12 protein-coding genes and 1 pseudogene are annotated in these 16,349 nt (G+C 66.6%); 7 read left to right on the top strand and 6 right to left on the bottom strand.

What is annotated here, in order from left to right; all coding sequences use genetic code 11:
- Positions 1–124: 124 nt before the first annotated feature.
- Positions 125–1,006, bottom strand: a complete 882-nt coding sequence (locus tag F6X38_RS09250) for a phytanoyl-CoA dioxygenase family protein (protein WP_150969425.1) — start codon at positions 1,004–1,006, stop codon at positions 125–127.
- 258 nt (positions 1,007–1,264) lie between these two features.
- Between F6X38_RS09250 and F6X38_RS09245 the strand changes: the two are divergent.
- The 6 genes and pseudogenes from F6X38_RS09245 to fcl all read left to right on the top strand — a co-directional run.
- Positions 1,265–2,098: pseudogene (locus F6X38_RS09245) on the top strand (WecB/TagA/CpsF family glycosyltransferase); the annotation flags it as partial.
- Positions 2,099–2,189: 91 nt separating this feature from the next.
- The gene (locus F6X38_RS09240; protein WP_425482837.1) at positions 2,190–3,716 is read left to right on the top strand and encodes a sugar transferase; all 1,527 of its coding nucleotides are present in this window, start codon (positions 2,190–2,192) and stop codon (positions 3,714–3,716) included.
- Between the two features lie 40 nt (positions 3,717–3,756).
- On the top strand, positions 3,757–4,815 hold the full coding sequence (locus tag F6X38_RS09235; RefSeq protein WP_150969422.1) for a UDP-glucuronic acid decarboxylase family protein: 1,059 nt from the start codon (positions 3,757–3,759) through the stop codon (positions 4,813–4,815).
- Entirely contained in the window at positions 4,812–6,740 is a 1,929-nt protein-coding gene (locus F6X38_RS09230) for a glycosyltransferase family protein (RefSeq protein ID WP_150969421.1), read from the top strand. The genes F6X38_RS09235 and F6X38_RS09230 overlap by 4 nt, the downstream gene beginning before the upstream one ends.
- Positions 6,737–8,227 (top strand): oligosaccharide flippase family protein, encoded by a 1,491-nt coding sequence (locus F6X38_RS09225; RefSeq protein WP_161992681.1) that lies wholly within the window; start codon positions 6,737–6,739, stop codon positions 8,225–8,227. The genes F6X38_RS09230 and F6X38_RS09225 overlap by 4 nt, the downstream gene beginning before the upstream one ends.
- A 14-nt stretch (positions 8,228–8,241) precedes the next feature.
- A complete protein-coding gene (fcl, locus tag F6X38_RS09220) occupies positions 8,242–9,201 on the top strand; it encodes a GDP-L-fucose synthase (protein ID WP_150969507.1) in 960 nt (319 codons plus the stop codon).
- A gap of 163 nt (positions 9,202–9,364) precedes the next feature.
- Here fcl and F6X38_RS09215 read toward each other — a convergent pair whose 3' ends face one another.
- The gene (locus F6X38_RS09215; RefSeq protein ID WP_150969419.1) at positions 9,365–11,350 is read right to left on the bottom strand and encodes a right-handed parallel beta-helix repeat-containing protein; all 1,986 of its coding nucleotides are present in this window, start codon (positions 11,348–11,350) and stop codon (positions 9,365–9,367) included.
- 626 nt (positions 11,351–11,976) lie between these two features.
- Between F6X38_RS09215 and F6X38_RS09210 the strand changes: the two genes are divergently transcribed.
- Positions 11,977–12,549 carry a DUF4142 domain-containing protein gene (locus F6X38_RS09210; RefSeq protein ID WP_161992680.1) on the top strand — a complete coding sequence of 191 codons (573 nt, stop codon included), beginning with the start codon at positions 11,977–11,979 and terminating at the stop codon, positions 12,547–12,549.
- A 62-nt stretch (positions 12,550–12,611) separates the two neighbouring features.
- On the opposite strand, the gene F6X38_RS09205 is transcribed toward F6X38_RS09210, so the two are convergent.
- Genes F6X38_RS09205 through chlG form a run of 4 tightly spaced genes read right to left on the bottom strand, consistent with a single transcriptional unit; the run spans position 12,612 to position 16,336 of the window.
- Positions 12,612–12,875, bottom strand: coding sequence for a hypothetical protein (locus F6X38_RS09205; protein WP_150969417.1), 264 nt, complete (start codon positions 12,873–12,875; stop codon positions 12,612–12,614).
- 1 nt (position 12,876) lies between these two features.
- The gene (locus F6X38_RS09200; protein WP_150969416.1) at positions 12,877–14,079 is read right to left on the bottom strand and encodes a geranylgeranyl diphosphate reductase; all 1,203 of its coding nucleotides are present in this window, start codon (positions 14,077–14,079) and stop codon (positions 12,877–12,879) included.
- The gene (locus tag F6X38_RS09195) at positions 14,076–15,425 is read right to left on the bottom strand and encodes a BCD family MFS transporter (protein ID WP_246191267.1); all 1,350 of its coding nucleotides are present in this window, start codon (positions 15,423–15,425) and stop codon (positions 14,076–14,078) included. The genes F6X38_RS09200 and F6X38_RS09195 overlap by 4 nt, the downstream gene beginning before the upstream one ends.
- 2 nt (positions 15,426–15,427) lie before the next feature.
- On the bottom strand, positions 15,428–16,336 hold the full coding sequence (gene chlG, locus F6X38_RS09190) for a chlorophyll synthase ChlG (RefSeq protein WP_150969415.1): 909 nt from the start codon (positions 16,334–16,336) through the stop codon (positions 15,428–15,430).
- Positions 16,337–16,349: the final 13 nt, after the last annotated feature.

Raw genomic sequence — 16,349 nt, 5'->3', positions numbered from 1 at the left:
CACGGCGGAACTCCACCATGCCTGCGCCGGTGTGCGATTATGGCGGCGCGTTCCGGCGCCCGTGTTCTGCGAGAGGTCCGAGCCTGTCGGGTGAGGCTGACGCCGCGCTTCCGGGCCGCGTCCCCTAGTGCCGCACCAGCGAGACGTCGTTCCTGCTCATGCGAGCCAGCAGGTCAGTGGCGACGTCGCCGTAATCCGACCCGCTGTGACGGCGGGCGGCACCGGCGTAGACGCGTGTCCACTCCTCCGACGAACCGAAGGTCATGAAGATCGCCATTCGGTCTTTCTGCCCGACGTGCAACAGCCGCAGCATCGACCGCGATTTGGTGAAAGCCTTCTGCGGATCGATCTGCAGCCGTTGCGGGAGCTCGTCGAAGACCCTGCGCAGGATCCTCTCGGTTCGCGTCGGCAGCTGCCCCAGATGATCGATGCGGATGTCGAACACGATCGCATCGCCCGCCCGGACGGCCGTATTCCTGACCGGCAGGTGCGAACCGTTCGCTTCCTTATGCGATCCGGGCCTGACTTTCAGAGTGCCCGGGCTCGTCTCGTCCTGATCCTGGAGATAGAGCGCGATCTTGTACACGTGGAAGTCCTCGTCCGTGAAGACTTCCTCCCCCAGGAACGAATGCAGATGATCCGTGTCCTTGTGCCAGTTCGACGTGGTGTTCATCATCACATCGCATTCGCCGGTCAAGAGGACGTGCAGCGGGGATGCGGCCTGCTTCATGATGCGCAGGATCGGTTCCGCGATGACGATCTCCGCGATTCCGGGAACGGCGTGCATGGCCTGAACCTGCATTTTCCCGCCGTAGATGTACCAGCCCTTCGTACTCAGGTGCTTCTTCGCCAGGCACCGCAGGCGTTGAACCTGTTCCTGGGTCAGCACGTCCCGGACGATCGCATAGCCGTCTGTAAGCAGCGCGCGTCGCAACGGCTCGGGCCGCCGGTGCGATCCGCCGGCAGTTTCGAGTGCCGATCCCGATGCAGGTGTATTGGTCAGCAACGTCCCCGCTCCCGTATCCGCCGCCAAAGATGGAGCGAGCATCTTTCGGGAAGTCGAGGAGCGTCAAATCAGGCTTTCGAGGTAGGTTTGTCCGACGAAAGGCAGTCGAGCGCAGCGCTCCGTATGAAACGGGATCAAAGGGATACCGATTTGCCTAAGCCCGTACCCGGAAGGATGGGTGGGGGCACTCGAACCTCGAAGTTATAGTGCCGGGGACGTTGGCGGTTCGCGAACCGGACGCTTTCGGGGGCACCGGTCATGGGGCAATCATCGGGACATCGCGGAGGAGCGCTCGGCTCCGTACTGAAGCGGCATCCGGCATGGGTGAACCTCCTAGGGGTTCGCGTGTCCGCCGTGAATCTCGCAAGCGCGACCGCCCTCATCGGAGCGGCCGTCGCGCAGGGCCGGAGAGGCTATGTCTGCGTGCGGGACGCCCACGGCGTCGTCCGATGCCAGACGGATCCGGAACTGCGATCCATCCATAATCGGGCGTTCCTGGTGACCCCGGACGGCATGCCGCTCGTCTGGGCGCTGAAGATGGCCGGGCACGGCGAGTGCGGCCGGGTCTACGGGCCGGATCTCATGCTCGCGGTCTTCGCGGCTGGCGAAGCGACGGCCGTGCGCCACTTCCTCTACGGCGCGACGCCCCGGACCCTCGAACTGCTGCAGGCCAGGCTGCTCGAACGGTTCCCGGCCGCCCGGATCGCCGGTGCCTATGCGCCGCCGTTCGGCGACCTCCGCGCCCTGGAGGCGGCCGACGTCGCCGAGCAGATAAATCGGTCGGGGGCCGACATCGTCTGGGTAGGGCTCGGGAGCCCCAAGCAGGAACTCTGGATGGCGCACATGCGCCATCGCCTGGATGCTTCGATGCTGATCGGCGTCGGCGCGGCCTTCGATTTCCACGCGGGGGTCAAGCGTCAGGCGCCGAAGATCGTTCGCGGCAGCGGCTTCGAATGGGCGTTCCGCCTGCTGTCCGAACCCCGGCGGCTCTGGAAGCGCTACGCCGTGGTCGTTCCCACCTTCCTCGTCCTGGCCGCGCTGCAGGGGCTGAAGCTTCGCCGCGTCCCCCTCGAAGAGGCTCACGACGCCTCGAGCGGGCGCGCGCGCGGCCTCGGAGCGGCCGCCCAATCCCGTCCGCCGGGCGCGGAAGCTCCGATCGATCGCCTCGCGACGGAGGCCGGCGATGAGTGAGGTCGCCGCATCCCTGTTCACTTCGTGCGCCGAAACCGCGCGATCGTCGGCGGACGCGCTGGAAAACGCGTCGTTGAGGACCGCGTCGGATGTCCTTCCGAGCGCGGTCCCCGAAGGCTCGAAAACGAACTCCGCCGCGGATGCCGGTCTCTCGATGCGGGAATGGGAGCGCCTGCCGACCTTGTTGATCGACAGGCTGCCGCGGCTGGCGACGCAGTTGCTGCTGATCGCCGGAGACGTCGGCGCCTACTTCGCGGCCTATTTCGTCCTGCTGCCGTTCCTGCCGGAGGAGCCGCAGGGCATCGAGCTCGACCGCATACTTCTTCTCCTCGGAGCGGCGTCCATCATCGTCTTCGCTTCGGAGGCACTCTATCCGGGATACCGCTTCTACGGTCAGGAGCATCTCCGCCGCCGGACGATAGGTACCCTGAAGGTCGCCGGACTCGCCGGCATCGGAGCGATCCTGGTGCCGGGCGGCTGGCCGCTGGCATTTCCGATCGTCGGCTTCCTCGGCCTCGGTCTCGCCATCCAGCCGGCGACCTGTCACCTGGCGCGGCGACTGTGCCGGATGCTCGGCGTCTGGGGCGAACGGGCCGTCATCATCGCCGGGCCCAATCGGGCTCCCATTCTGACGGCACACTTCACCCAGTGCTGGCAGTACGGCATCCGGCCGGAGTCCTTGTCATCCGAGAGCCGCCGCAGGGGACGCGACGCTGCCGCACGCATCGCGTTGATCACCGGAGATACCGCATCGGTGCTCGATGAACTGACGGCGGCGCGCTCGCGGTTTTCCGAGATCGTCCTGCTGGCCGACACGCCGAAGCTGCGGATCGCCGGCTTGCGACCGGCGGACCTGAACGGCCAGATCGGTATCCGCGTCGCCTTCGGGAACAGGCGGCCCGGGCTGGAATGGCCCCGCAGGCTGATGGATCTCGCGATCGCCGTTCCGGCCGCGCTCCTGACAGCGCCGCTCGTCATGGCCGCCGGAGCGGCGATCTACGCCATCGACGGCGGCCCGATCTTCTTTCGGCAGGCGCGCGAGGGACTGTCGGGCAAGCCGGTGCACGTGCTCAAGCTCAGGACGATGTACAAGGACGCCGAACGGCGGCTGGACTCCGTGCTGCGCGCCGACCCGGCCATGGCGGCCGAGTGGTCGAAGCACTTCAAGCTGCGGAAGGATCCGAGGATCCTGCCGGTGATCGGGCATCTCCTCCGTTCGACCAGCCTCGACGAACTTCCGCAGCTGCTCAACGTGCTCGCCGGACAGATGGCGATCGTCGGGCCGCGGCCCTTTCCCGGATACCATCTCTCGGCGATGAGCGGCGAGTTCCGGAAGAAGCGCCGCTCGGTGACGCCCGGCCTCACCGGCCTCTGGCAGATATCCGAGCGAAGCAGCGCCGATCTCGACCTGCAGTGCCAGTTGGACGATTTCTACATCGACAACCGGTCCCTTTCCCTCGACCTGCACATCCTGCTGCAGACGATCCCGGCCGTCTTCAGGCGGGACAGCGCCTACTGACCTCCACATCCGCCGACGCGAAGCGAGAAGGAACACGGGCATGCATGCACGCAAACGCATTCTGGTCACGGGCGGTGCCGGGTTCCTCGGATCCTTCCTGTGCGAAAGGCTTCTGAGCGAGGGCAACGACGTCCTTTGCGTCGACAACTACTACACCGGCTCGCGCGAGACGGTCCTGCATCTTCTCGACGATCCGCATTTCGAGATGCTTCGCCACGACATCACCCAGCCGCTCTACGTCGAGTGCGACGAGATCTACAACCTCGCCTGCCCGGCCTCGCCGGTCCACTATCAGTTCGATCCCGTGCAGACCCTCCGGACCAGCGTGCACGGGGCCATCAACCTGCTCGGACTGGCCAAGCGCACCAAGGCGAAGATCTTCCAGGCCTCCACGAGCGAGGTCTACGGCGATCCCGCCGTCCATCCCCAGACCGAGGACTATCGCGGCAGCGTCAACCCAATCGGTCCGCGCGCCTGCTACGACGAGGGCAAGCGCTGCGCCGAGACGCTGTTCTTCGACTACCACCGCCGGCACGGCATCGATATCCGCGTGGCCCGCATCTTCAACACCTACGGGCCGCGGATGCATCCGAACGACGGGCGCGTCGTCTCGAACTTCATCGTGCAGGCGTTGCGCGACGAACCCATCACCGTCTTCGGCGACGGCCGGCAGACGCGATCCTTCTGCTACGTCGACGACCTGATCGAGGGCTTCGTCAGGCTCATGGGGGCGCCCGACGGAACCACCGGTCCCATCAATCTCGGCAATCCCGCCGAGTTCGAGGTGGTGGAACTGGCCGAGCTCGTCGTGGAGATGACCGGCTCGGCCTCGCGCATCGTGCACAAGCCGCTGCCGATCGACGATCCGACGCGCCGCAGGCCCGACATCAGCAAGGCGCGGAACGAATTGGGCTGGCAGCCGACCGTGCCGCTGCGCGAGGGGTTGGAGAAGACAATCGCCTATTTCGAGCGCAGGCTCTCCGGACGTGCCGAGCATCTCGACGACCGGATCGCGGTGCTTTCGATCCCCGCCGCCCGTCCGCGCATCCGGCGGCACGTGGGCGATCGCCTGCTCGACGGGATGCGGTCTCCGACATGAGCGCATGCGCCACGCCCCGCAGGCCGAAGCTGGTGTTCTTCCAGTGGGATCACCAGCCCAACGCGGCGGCCGCCGGGTACCTGCTGCTTCATATGCAGCAGCACGTCAGGTGCCTCGCCACGCATTTCGACGTGGTCGTGGTGAACCACGACAGCGACTATGCCGAGATATGCGACAAGCACGAGCCGGACCTGACGCTGTTCGAAAGCGGCTATCGCTCGCATGGGTCGAAGCGGACGAGGATCGCCAATACGAACGCGCGGCCGGGCGTGCCCAAGCTCGGCCTGCACAACGCGGACCCATGGTGCGACAGGCGGGCCGGCTTTCTGTCGGACATGGAGCACTGGGGGATCGAGACCTTCTTCTCGATCGGCACCATGATGCCGGCATACACGCCGCAGCTCGGCGAAAGCCTGTTCGTCTGGCCCAACTGCGTCGATCCCGAGCTGTATCGCGATTACGGGCAGCACAAGACCATCCCCGTCACCCTCACCGGCCAGGTTCACGGCCTCTATCCCTGGCGGCAGCAGGTCTTTCCCTCGCTTCGGGAGCGCTATCCCTGCCTGGTCTCGCCGCAGTTCGCCTATGAGAGCACCTTGGCCTCCCTCTCGCTGACCGGAGAGGCCTATGCGCGCGTTCTCAATGCGAGCCTCGTCGTTCCGACATGCGGGACGGAAGGCCGGGAACTCGTGCGCAAGCATCTCGAGATTCCGGCCGCGAACGCCTGCCTGATCACCGAAGGCACGGCGGCGCTCGCGGCGGCCGGCTTCGTGGACGGGGAGAACTGCGTCTTCGCCGACCGCCGCGACGTCGTCGAACGGCTGGAGCATCTCTTCGCCCATCCCGACGAGATGCGGCGCATCACGCAAGGGGGCCATGCCCTGGTGCATTCCCGTCATACGCTGCGGCACCGGCCGCAGATCTACCAGTGGTTCATGCTGAACCAGGATCTCGGCGCCGACGAGAAGATCATCCAGCCAGGGCCTTTCGCGGATCTGGTCAAGGTCGACCGCGCGTCGCAGCGCGACAGCGTCCACGTCGTCGGCTCGACGCACGACCGCGCCTTGCTGGCGCAGGGCGATTCCTTCCTGTCGCAAGGACGGGTGGAAGACGCGCGACGATGCTACGCGCGATGCCTCGACTACGTGTCGTATCTGCCCGAGGCGAGGTTTCGCCTGGCGCTCTGCGCCCTGCAGTCCGGGCGACCGGACGAGGCCCGCGAACGTCTTGCCGGCCTGATCGAAGTGACCACCGTCGATTACGGCGCGAGCGATCCGGACCCGGTCGAATGGGCGTATTACCTCATCGCCCTTCTGTGCGACGGCCGGTTCGGGCAGGCCCGCGGGATGCGGAAATTCTACCCGGGCCTCTCGCATCCGGAACTCGCCCGGGTGCATTCGGCGATCGATTGGCTGACCGGGGGCGAGCACCGCTCCTTCGCGGACGGCCGATCCTCCGGACACCGGAAAAGCGTTCATCGGATGCCGAGCCGCAGCGACGGCCGGTGGTTCGCATGGTTGGCCGAGGTCCTCGAAAGCTGCGGTCGTCCCGGCCTCGCGGCGCGGCTTCGCGAGTTTCCCGCCGACACGTCCGTGCGGGCGAATGCGCCGCGTGGAGCGAAGATCCAGGCGACGATGCCGAGCCGAACCGATCTCTATGCCGGCGTCGACCGGCTGATGCTGGTTCTTCGGCTAAGCGCTTTTCGACCGAACGTGCCGCCGATGCCGGAATTTCGCTATTTCCGGCATCTGACACGCGGCATGGCGCGCGCGCTGCTCAAGGGCCGGCTGCAACGCGTCCGCCATGCGCTGGCCGCCCTCCGCCGGCCCTTCGGCTCATATCGGCTTTCCGGCCGACGCCGCGGGCCGAAATCGTCTCGCGGCGCGATCCGATGGCTGCCGTCGCCCACGGACATGTCTCGATGAGCGCCATCCGCAAATCGATCGCCTTCTCGATGGTCGACAGATACCTGTCGCAGATCCTCCTGATCGCGACGACGGCGACGATGTCACGGCTTCTGACGCCGGCGGAAACCGGCCTGTATCTGACAGCCAACGCCTTGATCCTGCTGATCGACAACTTTCGCACCTTCGGCGTTACGATCTACATCGTCCAGGAGAAGGATCTCACTCGCGAGATGGTGCGATCCGCGTTCACGATCATCCTGATCCTGTCCATGGCGCTGGGCGCGGCGGTGTGCCTGACCTCGAATTTCGTCGCGGCCTTCTATGGCACGCCGGAACTGGAGACGCTGCTCGTCGTCTCGGCATTCGGGTTCCTCGGCCTTCCGATCAGCGGGCCGATCATGGGGCTCCTGCAGCGGGACATGGCGTTCAAGGCCATCGCCGGCATCAATATCGCGTCCGGGCTCGCGGGGCTCGTCGTCACGATCACGCTCGGCTTCAGGGGTTTCGGACCGGTGAGCTACGTCTGGGGCTTCGTCACCGCCAGCTTCGCCTTGAGCGCGCTGGCGCTCGTCGCGCGGCCGGTCTTCTGGATCTTCCGGCCCTCCTTCGCCTGCATCCGACAGTTGCTGTCCTTCGGTGCCGCTTCCTCGCTGATCACCGTCTCGAACATGGCGTACGACTTCCTCCCCCGCCTGGCTTTCGGCAAGCTCCTCGGCTTCGACGCCGTCGCCATCTATTCGCGGGCCGTCACCGTCTGCCAGTTGCCGGATCGCGCCGTCGTATCGGCTTTGCATCCCGTCGTGCTTCCCGCGCTCGCCGCGCATCGACGCGCCGGCGGCTCCGTGAAGGAAGGCTATCTGCACGGCCTCGGCCTCATAGCGGCCGTGCAGTGGCCGGCGCTGATCATGCTCGCGCTGCTCGCCGACCCCGTCGTCCACGTCCTGCTGGGATCGCAATGGGGCGCGGTTCCACCTCTGGTTCGCTTGATGGCGATCGGTAACATGGCTCTCGCGCCGGCGGTTCTGACCTTGCCGGTGCTGGTTTCGACCGGGCGCATCCGCAGCGCCGTCCTGTCGAGCCTGATCAGCCTGCCGCTATCGTTCGTGATCGCCTTCGCCGCCGCCTTCTACTTCGGGCTCGAAGCCGTGGCCGCCAGCCTCCTCGTCATCGCGCCGCTCCAGACGGCGATCGCCTACGCCTTCGTCCGCGCCGCGATCGGCGTGGGATGGGGGGATCTGGCCGCCGTCGCCCGGCAGAGCGCTTGTCTCGCGCTGGGCACGGCGCTGGCTCCGCTCGCGATCGTCGCCGCCTCTCCGACAGGTTTCGACCTTGGCTGGTTCCAGACGCTGGCGGTCATCGCCGGCGGCGCGTTGGGCTGGCTGGCGGCCGTGTTCGTGATCGATCATCCCCTCAAGCGGGAACTGGCGGGCGTCCGGGTCTTCCTCCAGACGCTCCCGTATGGAGACGTCCGTCTGCGGCCGCTCGCCGCGTGGCGGTCGCGGTGAGATCGGGAGCGAACATGATCGACGGGGACACGGCGAAACCGACGTACGATCTTTCGGGCAAGCGGGTGTGGGTCGCGGGGCATCGCGGCTTGGTCGGGGCGGCGCTCGTCAGGAGGCTCGAACGGGAGAGCGTCGAGCTGTTGACGGTCGGAAAGGACGAGCTCGATCTGCGTCGGCAGCAGAACGTCGAGAACTGGATGAGGTCGGAAAAGCCCGACGTCGTCATCATGGCGGCGGCCAAGGTCGGCGGTATCCAGGCCAACGTGACCCAGCCCGCCGACTTCATCTACGACAATCTCGTGATCGAGACCAACATCGTGCATGGGGCGCGGTTGTCGGGGGTCGAGAAGCTGCTGCTTCTCGGCTCCACCTGCATCTATCCGAAACTGGCGCCTCAGCCGATCCGGGAGGAATTCCTGCTGACCGGCCCGCTGGAGCCGACGAACCAGTGGTATGCCGTGGCGAAGATCGCCGGCATCAAGCTCGCTCAAGCCTATCGGCGCCAGTTCGGCTGCGACTTCATCTCGGCCCAGCCCACCAACCTGTACGGTCCGGGCGACAATTTCGATCTCGAAACGAGCCATGTGCTGCCGGCGCTTCTCAGGAAGGCGCATGAAGCGAAGGTGAAAGGCGCGGCGTCGGTGTCCGTATGGGGTTCCGGTACCCCGCTCCGGGAATTCCTGCATGTCGACGATCTCGCCGACGCGCTCGTTTTCCTGATCGAGACCTATTCCGACGAAGACCCCGTCAACGTCGGCTCAGGCACGGAGATCACGATCGCCGATCTTGCTCGCACCATACTGGACGTGGTGGGCTACCGGGGCGAACTCGTGTTCGATGGTTCGAAATCCGATGGAACGCCACGCAAACTGGTCGACATGTCGAAACTCGATGCGATGGGATGGCATGCCCGCATCGGCCTGAAGGAAGGCTTGGCGTCGACATACGAGTGGTTCCTGACGGCTTCGAAATAGAAGCTGCCGATTGTCGGACGCTGCCGTCCATCCGGCCTCCCGATGCCGCCATCGGGCCGCGAGCCCGTATGGCGCCGTCTTCGAGCATGACCCTGAATGCGCCGTCGACCGGACCGGTTCAGGATCCGTTGTGGCGATCGGGCGACCGCCACAACGGGTATGGTTACAGGATGAAATCGCCTGCCCCCAGGTGGACGAGGCCCTTCAACTGAACCTCGAAGTCATGGATGCCGTCACCGTTGAGGTCGCCCTGCACAATGGTAGCATCGTTCGCGGACCCGGCGTTGTCGTCATAGTGCCAGGCGAGCGCTCCGGCCTTGTGGTCGAAGAGGGCGTTCTCCTGCGCTTGGAAATGGAAGGTTCCATCGCCCTGCGCCGAGCCGTTCGCATCGATCCCCGAGAAGTCGAGCTTATCGACGCCTGCCTGGAAGTCGGTGATGACGTCGCGGTTCGAGCCTGACCCGGCTTCCGCGTGTGCATTGAAGTCAAACCTGTCCGAGCCGGTGCCGCCGGTCATGATGTCCCTTCCGGTACCGCCCACGATGACGTCGCCGCCGTCGCCGCCGTTCAGCGTGTCCGCGCCGGCACCGCCATTGAGAACGTTGCTGCCGCTGTGGCCGGTCAGCACGTCGTCGTAGCTGGAGCCGGTCAGGTTTTCGATGCTGACGAACTTGTCACCGGTGGCATGCCCGCCCGATGCGGTCCCGGTCGCCAGATTGACGTTGACCGCACCGGAGCCCGCATAGCTGGCCGTATCGATGCCGGTACCGCCGTCGAGCACATCCGCGCCGGCGCCGCCGTTCAGCACATCGTTACCGCCGAGACCCTTGAAGGTTTCGTTGCCGCCGTTGGACTGACCGGTGTGCGGCAGGATATCGTCGCCTTCGGTGCCGGTGTTTCCATTGATCGGCGCGGTCGGCGGCGTCGATATCGGCGTGGTCGGCTTCGACGGTGCCTGGCCGGAGCCCGATTCGTAGGCGCCGATATCGACAACCCCGACGACCCGGGTGTGGCCGTCCAGATCGACCGTACCGACGCCGTACTCGCTGGTTCCGTGATTGATCGCCGCCGAGCCGGAGCCGAGATGGAAGTCGCCGTGCGCTGCCCCTAGGAATTTCGGGTCGACGCCGAGCTGGTTGCCGTTCGCCGTGCTCGGCATCGCGTTGCCGCCGTCGGTCTTGACCGAGGCGTGGCCGGCGGTGCCGTCGTAGGTGAGGTTGTTGGCCCAGACGACGTTCTTGTTGATGTAGCCGCCGGTCGAGGTGTTATCGATCGCGGTGTTGTTCTTGTTCAACGACGGGTCCGCTACGGCGATGTTGTTGACCCAGGTGTTGTTGCTCGACGCCGAATTGCTGAGCTCGCCGCGCCATGTGCCGGAGTTCAGCGGATCCTGATTGTTGTGGTATGCGGTGTTGTTCGCCACCGTGACGGAGTCGCTCCAGGTAACCTGGACGCCCTTGCCGCCGTTGTCGTAGACGAGGTTGCCCTCGACCAAGGTCTTGAACGTATAGTTCGGATGACCGCTCGCCTGCGTGCTCTGGAAATCGTCGATGATGATGCCGTTGCCGTCGGTGTGCGCACCCGACTTCGTGACGTTGTCGTGCGAGATGTTGTCGCGCACGATCGTCCGGTAGCCCTCGGTCGACGTATTTCCGGTGATGTTCCGGTTCTCGTAGACCGAGATGCCGGAAAACCAGCCCGTCGATGCGTTGTTGTAGGTCTCGTTTCCTTCGATCTTGATGTAGTCCGACCCGTTGAACTGAATGCCCGACTCGCCGGCGTCGTGGACCTTGTTGTTGAGAACGGAGACGTGGTGGACGTTGTTCGCTTCGATACCGTCGCCGCCGCCGCCCTTGATGTCGAAGCCGTCGATCGTCACGTAGTTGGCGTTGACGCTGATCGCGTTGTGCGAGCCTGCGGGCGGGCGGATCAACGCCCCGCCGGGCACTTCCGAGCGCAGCGTGATGTCGCCTGCCGCCGAGCCGTCCTTGGTGATGTTGATGCTTTCGGCGTAGGTCCCGGCCTTCACCACGACCTCGTCGCCGGGCTTGAGGTTCGACGACATCGCCCCGCCGATCGTGCGGAAGGGAGAGGACGTGCTGCCGTTACCCCCGCTGCTACCGGTCGTCGCTACATAGTACTTCGTCATGCTTTGCTTTCTTGAACTTCGCGTTGTGCTTGCTGATTGATCTTTTCAGTTGATCCGCCATTGCGGCGGCGCGGTATAGGATCATGCCTGTGAGAGCGCAACAGCAACGCGACAGTCAGAGCGTGAGAAACGCGGCCTCATTGCAGCCACAATATGCGAAGCAATCCGAATTTACCTTTTGAAATACATACATAATTTCGGACCTAACGAATTATGGCCACATAAACCTTCTCACGCGTTGCGAACAATTATTTCTGCAACTATGGCGTTATTGGTTCGTTGAAAATGTTAGGCAAACCCGATGGGCTTGACGTGGATCGATATTGCGTCAACCAAAATCGACACTTTTTTCGAAATCGGCAGTCTCTGGCGTCGTCGCGGTGCCGATCGGCACCGGTCGAAATGGCATTCGGCAGGTCGGCCGCTTCCGTCGCCGGTTCCGGAAAGTAATCGGCAAACCACGCGATGTGGTCGCCGGGGTTCGGTGAGAATCCCCGCGCACCTCGAATATCACGATGGACCCCCGATCAATTGGATCGGCGCCGAGGCGATGCTCTCGCCGCAGCGACTGGAACTTAGCGATTTTCGGCAAGTTGCTGCGTCATTCGCAAGCGGAGGAACGCGCCATGGTCAAACGTGCATTCGTTTCTTGCATATCCGCCGTGCTGGTTCTCGCCACGCCGGTTTTCGCGCAGTCGCAGGGCGACTCGTCCATTCCGACGATCCCAGAAAGCCAGATCGAGCCGCGTTCGCTGTCTTCGACCTACGAGTTCGTGGCGACGGCCGACGCCGCCGACGCCTTCGTGATCTCGGCAGGCGAGCTGGCGCTGCAGAAATCCGGTTCGGACGACATCAAGGCGCTGGCGAAGACGCTGGTCGACGACCACACGCGGATGCAGCAGGAACTGCGAGCGGCCGGCAAGGCGGACAAGACGGAAGTCGCGTCCGCCTCGCCCGATGGCGAGCAGTTGGGCCTCCTCAACAAGATGAAACCGGTCGCCGGGGCGGACTTCGACCGTCTCTACGTCGAGAGCCAGATCTTCGTCCATCAGCGCATGATCGCGGTCTACAAAGGCTATCAGAAGGAAGACAACAACCTCGGCCGCTACGCCGCGAAGACGCTGCCGCAGTTGACGCAGCACTACGCGACGGTGCTCGAGGCGGCGAACGGACTGCAGGTGGTCGGCGCCGTGCAGTAGCGGCCGCCGCTTCCCGAAGCCGACATCGCGGACGATCCGCCGGAAGGCGGATCGTGGCCGGGCTAGCGCCTCAGCCGCTGCGCCAGATCGGCGAGGTGCGCCAGAAACCCGAGGCCGAGCCAGAGCGCTACGGCTCCGGGACTGGGGCCGAGAAGCGCCGAGCGGAGCGCCATGATCAGCGACATGCCGGACAGCGCGTTGGCAAGAAGCGTGCGGGAGGGCGTCTCCCGGCGGAAGACGCCGAGCAGCACGAGTTCGGCGGCGAGCACGAGCAAGGCGACGAGCGTGACGCGGCCATCGAGAACGAAGGCTTCGATCGCCTGCATCCTATTGGAAGCCGAGGCGCAGCAGTTGCGCCACGTCCTTCGCGAAAACGCGGAAATAGGCGAGCGGATCGGCGCGCACGAGCCGCTTGTTCAGGTAGGAATCCCACACCAGACGCTGGATGTCCGGGTCTGCGCAGAGGGCTGCGAACCGCTCGCGGCGCCTGTCGTTCCGGTACCAGAACCCTTGCATCGCCCGAAGCATCAGGAAGATGCGTCCGTGCTCCCGCATGAAGCGCCTGCGGGCGGTCGCCATCACCCTGGCGTCGCCGGTCTCAAGAAATTCGGCGGCAGTCTCCGCCACCAGCCTGCCGCAGAGCATCGCGTAGTAGATGCCCTCGCCGGAGGCCGGCGCGACGACGCCCGCCGCGTCGCCCGCCAGCAGCGCCCGCCGGCCGTCGTCCCAGCGACGGAGCGGCCGCAACGGCAGCGGCGCGCCTTCCGCCCGCAGCGTTTCGCATTCCGACAGGCCGCCGGCGAGGCGCAGCCGGCGCGTCGCCTCGCGCAGGTCGAAACCCTTGCGGGCGCTCCCCGTCCCGACGCTCGTCGTGTCGCCGTGCGGAAAGACCCAGCCGTAGAAGTCCGGCGACACGGCCTCCCCGTAGAAGACGTCGCAGCGCTCCGGATCGAAAGCGGCGCTCCGGCCACGTGGCGAGCGGACGATCTCATGATAGGCGAAGACGAAGGGCGGCCGGGTTTCCGGTGCGAAGAGGTCGCGCCGCACCGCCGAGTTCGCGCCGTCGGCGCCGACGATCATCCGCGCCGAAACCGTTACGGAAGCGGCGCGGCCCTTTTCCCGGAACGAGATCGCGAGGGCGCCGTCGCCCGATGGACGAGCGGTTTCGAAGCGCGCGGCGAGGACCGTCGCGCCCGCTCCGGCCGCCCGGCGTCGCAGCCACGGATCGAAGATGTCGCGGTCGACCATGCCGACGAAACCGCCGTCGATCCGCATGTCGACCTGTCGTCGCGACGGCGCGGCGATCCGCGCCGAGCGGATGTGCGCCGTGAGGAGGCTCGGCGGGATGTCGAAATCCGCGATCAGCCGGGTCGGGATCGCGCCGCCGCAAGGTTTCGTGCGGCCTTCCCGGTCGAGAAGCAGCACCCGGCGGCCGTTGGCGGCCAGGTCGGTCGCGGCGGTCGCGCCGGCCGGACCGCCGCCGACCACGACGACGTCGTAGTCGCACGGCTCCGGCGCGGGGGGTCTCATGCCGGGGCCCGGCGGGAGTTCCACCGGGGAGCGGCGGCGTCCCTCCGCTCGCCTCCCTCGGGCACTCGATGCGGCATGGAGATGCGGACCGCCAGCGCCGCCGACGCCGTGAACCCGGCGGCCTCGATCAGGAACACGCCGGCATAGGCCGCCGAGCCCGGCGCGCCGGCCAAACGCATCGCGTCGACCGCGGCGGCGCCGAGAAAGCCGCCGAGCCCGAAGCCGAGGCCCTGCGCCGCGCCCCACAACCCCATGCGCAGCCCGGTGCGTGTCGGTCCGCCGGCGCCCGCCAGCGCCATCATGGATGCGACCGCCGCGACGGCGAAGAGCCCGTTGGCGAAACCGAGCGCGAAGACGTTCGCGCGAAGCGGCCAGGCGTGCGACCCCGACGCCGCGCCGGCGAGCGCCAGGAGCGCGGCGGCGGACAGAAGGCATCCCGTGACGCCAAGATGTTTCAGGACCGCCGGAAAACGTCGATGGAAGGCGGTGCCGCCGAGGCCGCCGAGCAGCATCCCGGCGAGCACGCCGCCGTTCTGCACGCCGGAAAGCGTCGTCGTCTCGCCCGGCGTCATCCCGAAGACGAGGCCGGCATAGGGCTCCAGGATCAGGTCCTGCATCGAATAGGCGATCATGGACACGAAGACGAAGACCGTGAAGCGGCGCGCCTCGGGGTCGTGCCAAGCGTCGGCGAGACCGGCCCGAAAGGTTTCGAAGGAACGCGTCGCACCGGCGGGCGGCGCGGGAAGAGTGCCCTTCTCGACGCCCGCCAGGGCGAGAACCGCGACCGCCGTCGCCAGAAGCGCCACGGCGGCCGTGACCGCGATAAGGCGATCCATCGAGAAGGGATCGAGGAAACGCCCCGTGGCGAGGCCGGTGATCGCGATGCCGAGGATCATCATCAGCCAGACGAGCATCGCCGTCGCGGGGCGGCGCGCGTCCGGCGTATACGACGCGATGAGCGCCAGAAGCGAGGTTCCCGCGGCCCCGACGCCGAAGCCGATCAGGATGAAATCGACGATGGCGAGGCCGAGGCCGATCGCGAAGCTGTCCGCCATCACTGCGACCGCCAGGGCGGCACCGGTCACCGCCGCCGCGAGAAGCGCGACACCGCCGAGGATCCACGGCGTGCGGCGTCCGCCGGCGTCCGAGCCGTGCCCCCAGAGCGGCCGCGCGATCTGGACGCCGTAATGCGCGCCGACGAGAGCACCCGGCACCAGCGCGGCGAGCCCCAGTTCCACGATCATCACGCGGTTCAGCGTCGAGGTCGCCAGCATGGCGAGCGCGCCGATCGCGGCCTGGACGAAGCCGAGCCGGACTACCGTCCGCCAGCCGAAGGACGCTTCCACGGTCAGGCGCTCCCCAGCGAGCGAAGCGCGACGGCGGCGGCCAGCATGCCGAGAACGTAGAGCGTCGTGCCCGTCGCGTTGTACCAGGCCGCGAACCGGAGCGGATCGCGCAAGAGCCGCCGCATGCAGGCCACCTGCCCGACGAGAAGAGCCACGACGCAGGCGGCATGCACCGGGAAGCCCCAGTGGACCAGAAGACCGGCGACGACCAGCTGCGGCACGGCCATGACCGCGCAGGCGAGCCGCGCCGCGCGGTCGATGCCGAGCGTGGCGGGCAGGCTGGCGAGGCCGGTGCGCCGGTCGCCGCGCACCGACTTGAAATCGTTCAGCGTCATGATGCCGTGCGCGCCGACGCTGTAGAGCAGCGCTGTCACCAGCACCGCCGCGCCGGGAAAGGCGCCCGTCGCGGCGGCCGCCGCCGTGAACCACGGCAGCCCTTCGTAGCAGAGGCCGACGGCGGCGGGACCGTACCAGCCGCTGCGCTTCAGGCGGAACGGCGGCGCGCTGTAGGCCCAGGCGAGAAGCAGCCCGCCGAGCGCCGCGCCGAGGACCCAGGGTCCGAGCAGAAATGCGACGGCGATCGAGAGCACCGTGCTCGCCAGCGCGATCGCCAGCCCCCATCGACCCGGCATCCGGCCGGACGGAATGACGCGATGCGGCTCGTTGATGACGTCGACCTCACGGTCGAACCAGTCGTTGACGGCCTGGCTGGTGCCGCAGACCAGCGGACCCGCCAGGAGGATGCCGCCGATCACGTAGGGCCACCGCTCGACGATCGCGGTGCCGGACGAGATGACGCCGCAGCCGAAGGCCCACATCGGGGCGAACCAGGTGAGCGGCTTCAGGAGTTCGATCGTGGCGCCGAGCCCCGGCACCCGGGGCCGACTGGGAAGGGCGATCGGTTCGGCCATGGCCGAACGCTAG

It is taken from the genome of Plantimonas leprariae, assembly GCF_008802405.1.
GTDB lineage: Bacteria > Pseudomonadota > Alphaproteobacteria > Rhizobiales > Rhizobiaceae > Plantimonas > Plantimonas leprariae.
This window is presented reverse-complemented; position numbering and strand designations above follow the sequence as displayed.

Excerpts from the sequence above, each read along its gene's own strand:
- F6X38_RS09240 (WP_425482837.1), top strand. The coding sequence starts at position 2,190 with ATGAGTGAGGTCGCCGCATCCCTGTTCACTTCGTGCGCCGAAACCGCG.
- F6X38_RS09235 (WP_150969422.1), top strand. The coding sequence starts at position 3,757 with ATGCATGCACGCAAACGCATTCTGGTCACGGGCGGTGCCGGGTTCCTC.
- F6X38_RS09230 (WP_150969421.1), top strand. The coding sequence starts at position 4,812 with ATGAGCGCATGCGCCACGCCCCGCAGGCCGAAGCTGGTGTTCTTCCAG.
- F6X38_RS09225 (WP_161992681.1), top strand. The coding sequence starts at position 6,737 with ATGAGCGCCATCCGCAAATCGATCGCCTTCTCGATGGTCGACAGATAC.
- fcl (WP_150969507.1), top strand. The coding sequence starts at position 8,242 with ATGATCGACGGGGACACGGCGAAACCGACGTACGATCTTTCGGGCAAG.
- F6X38_RS09215 (WP_150969419.1), bottom strand. The coding sequence starts at position 11,350 with ATGACGAAGTACTATGTAGCGACGACCGGTAGCAGCGGGGGTAACGGC.
- F6X38_RS09210 (WP_161992680.1), top strand. The coding sequence starts at position 11,977 with ATGGTCAAACGTGCATTCGTTTCTTGCATATCCGCCGTGCTGGTTCTC.
- F6X38_RS09205 (WP_150969417.1), bottom strand. The coding sequence starts at position 12,875 with ATGCAGGCGATCGAAGCCTTCGTTCTCGATGGCCGCGTCACGCTCGTC.
- F6X38_RS09200 (WP_150969416.1), bottom strand. The coding sequence starts at position 14,079 with ATGAGACCCCCCGCGCCGGAGCCGTGCGACTACGACGTCGTCGTGGTC.
- chlG (WP_150969415.1), bottom strand. The coding sequence starts at position 16,336 with ATGGCCGAACCGATCGCCCTTCCCAGTCGGCCCCGGGTGCCGGGGCTC.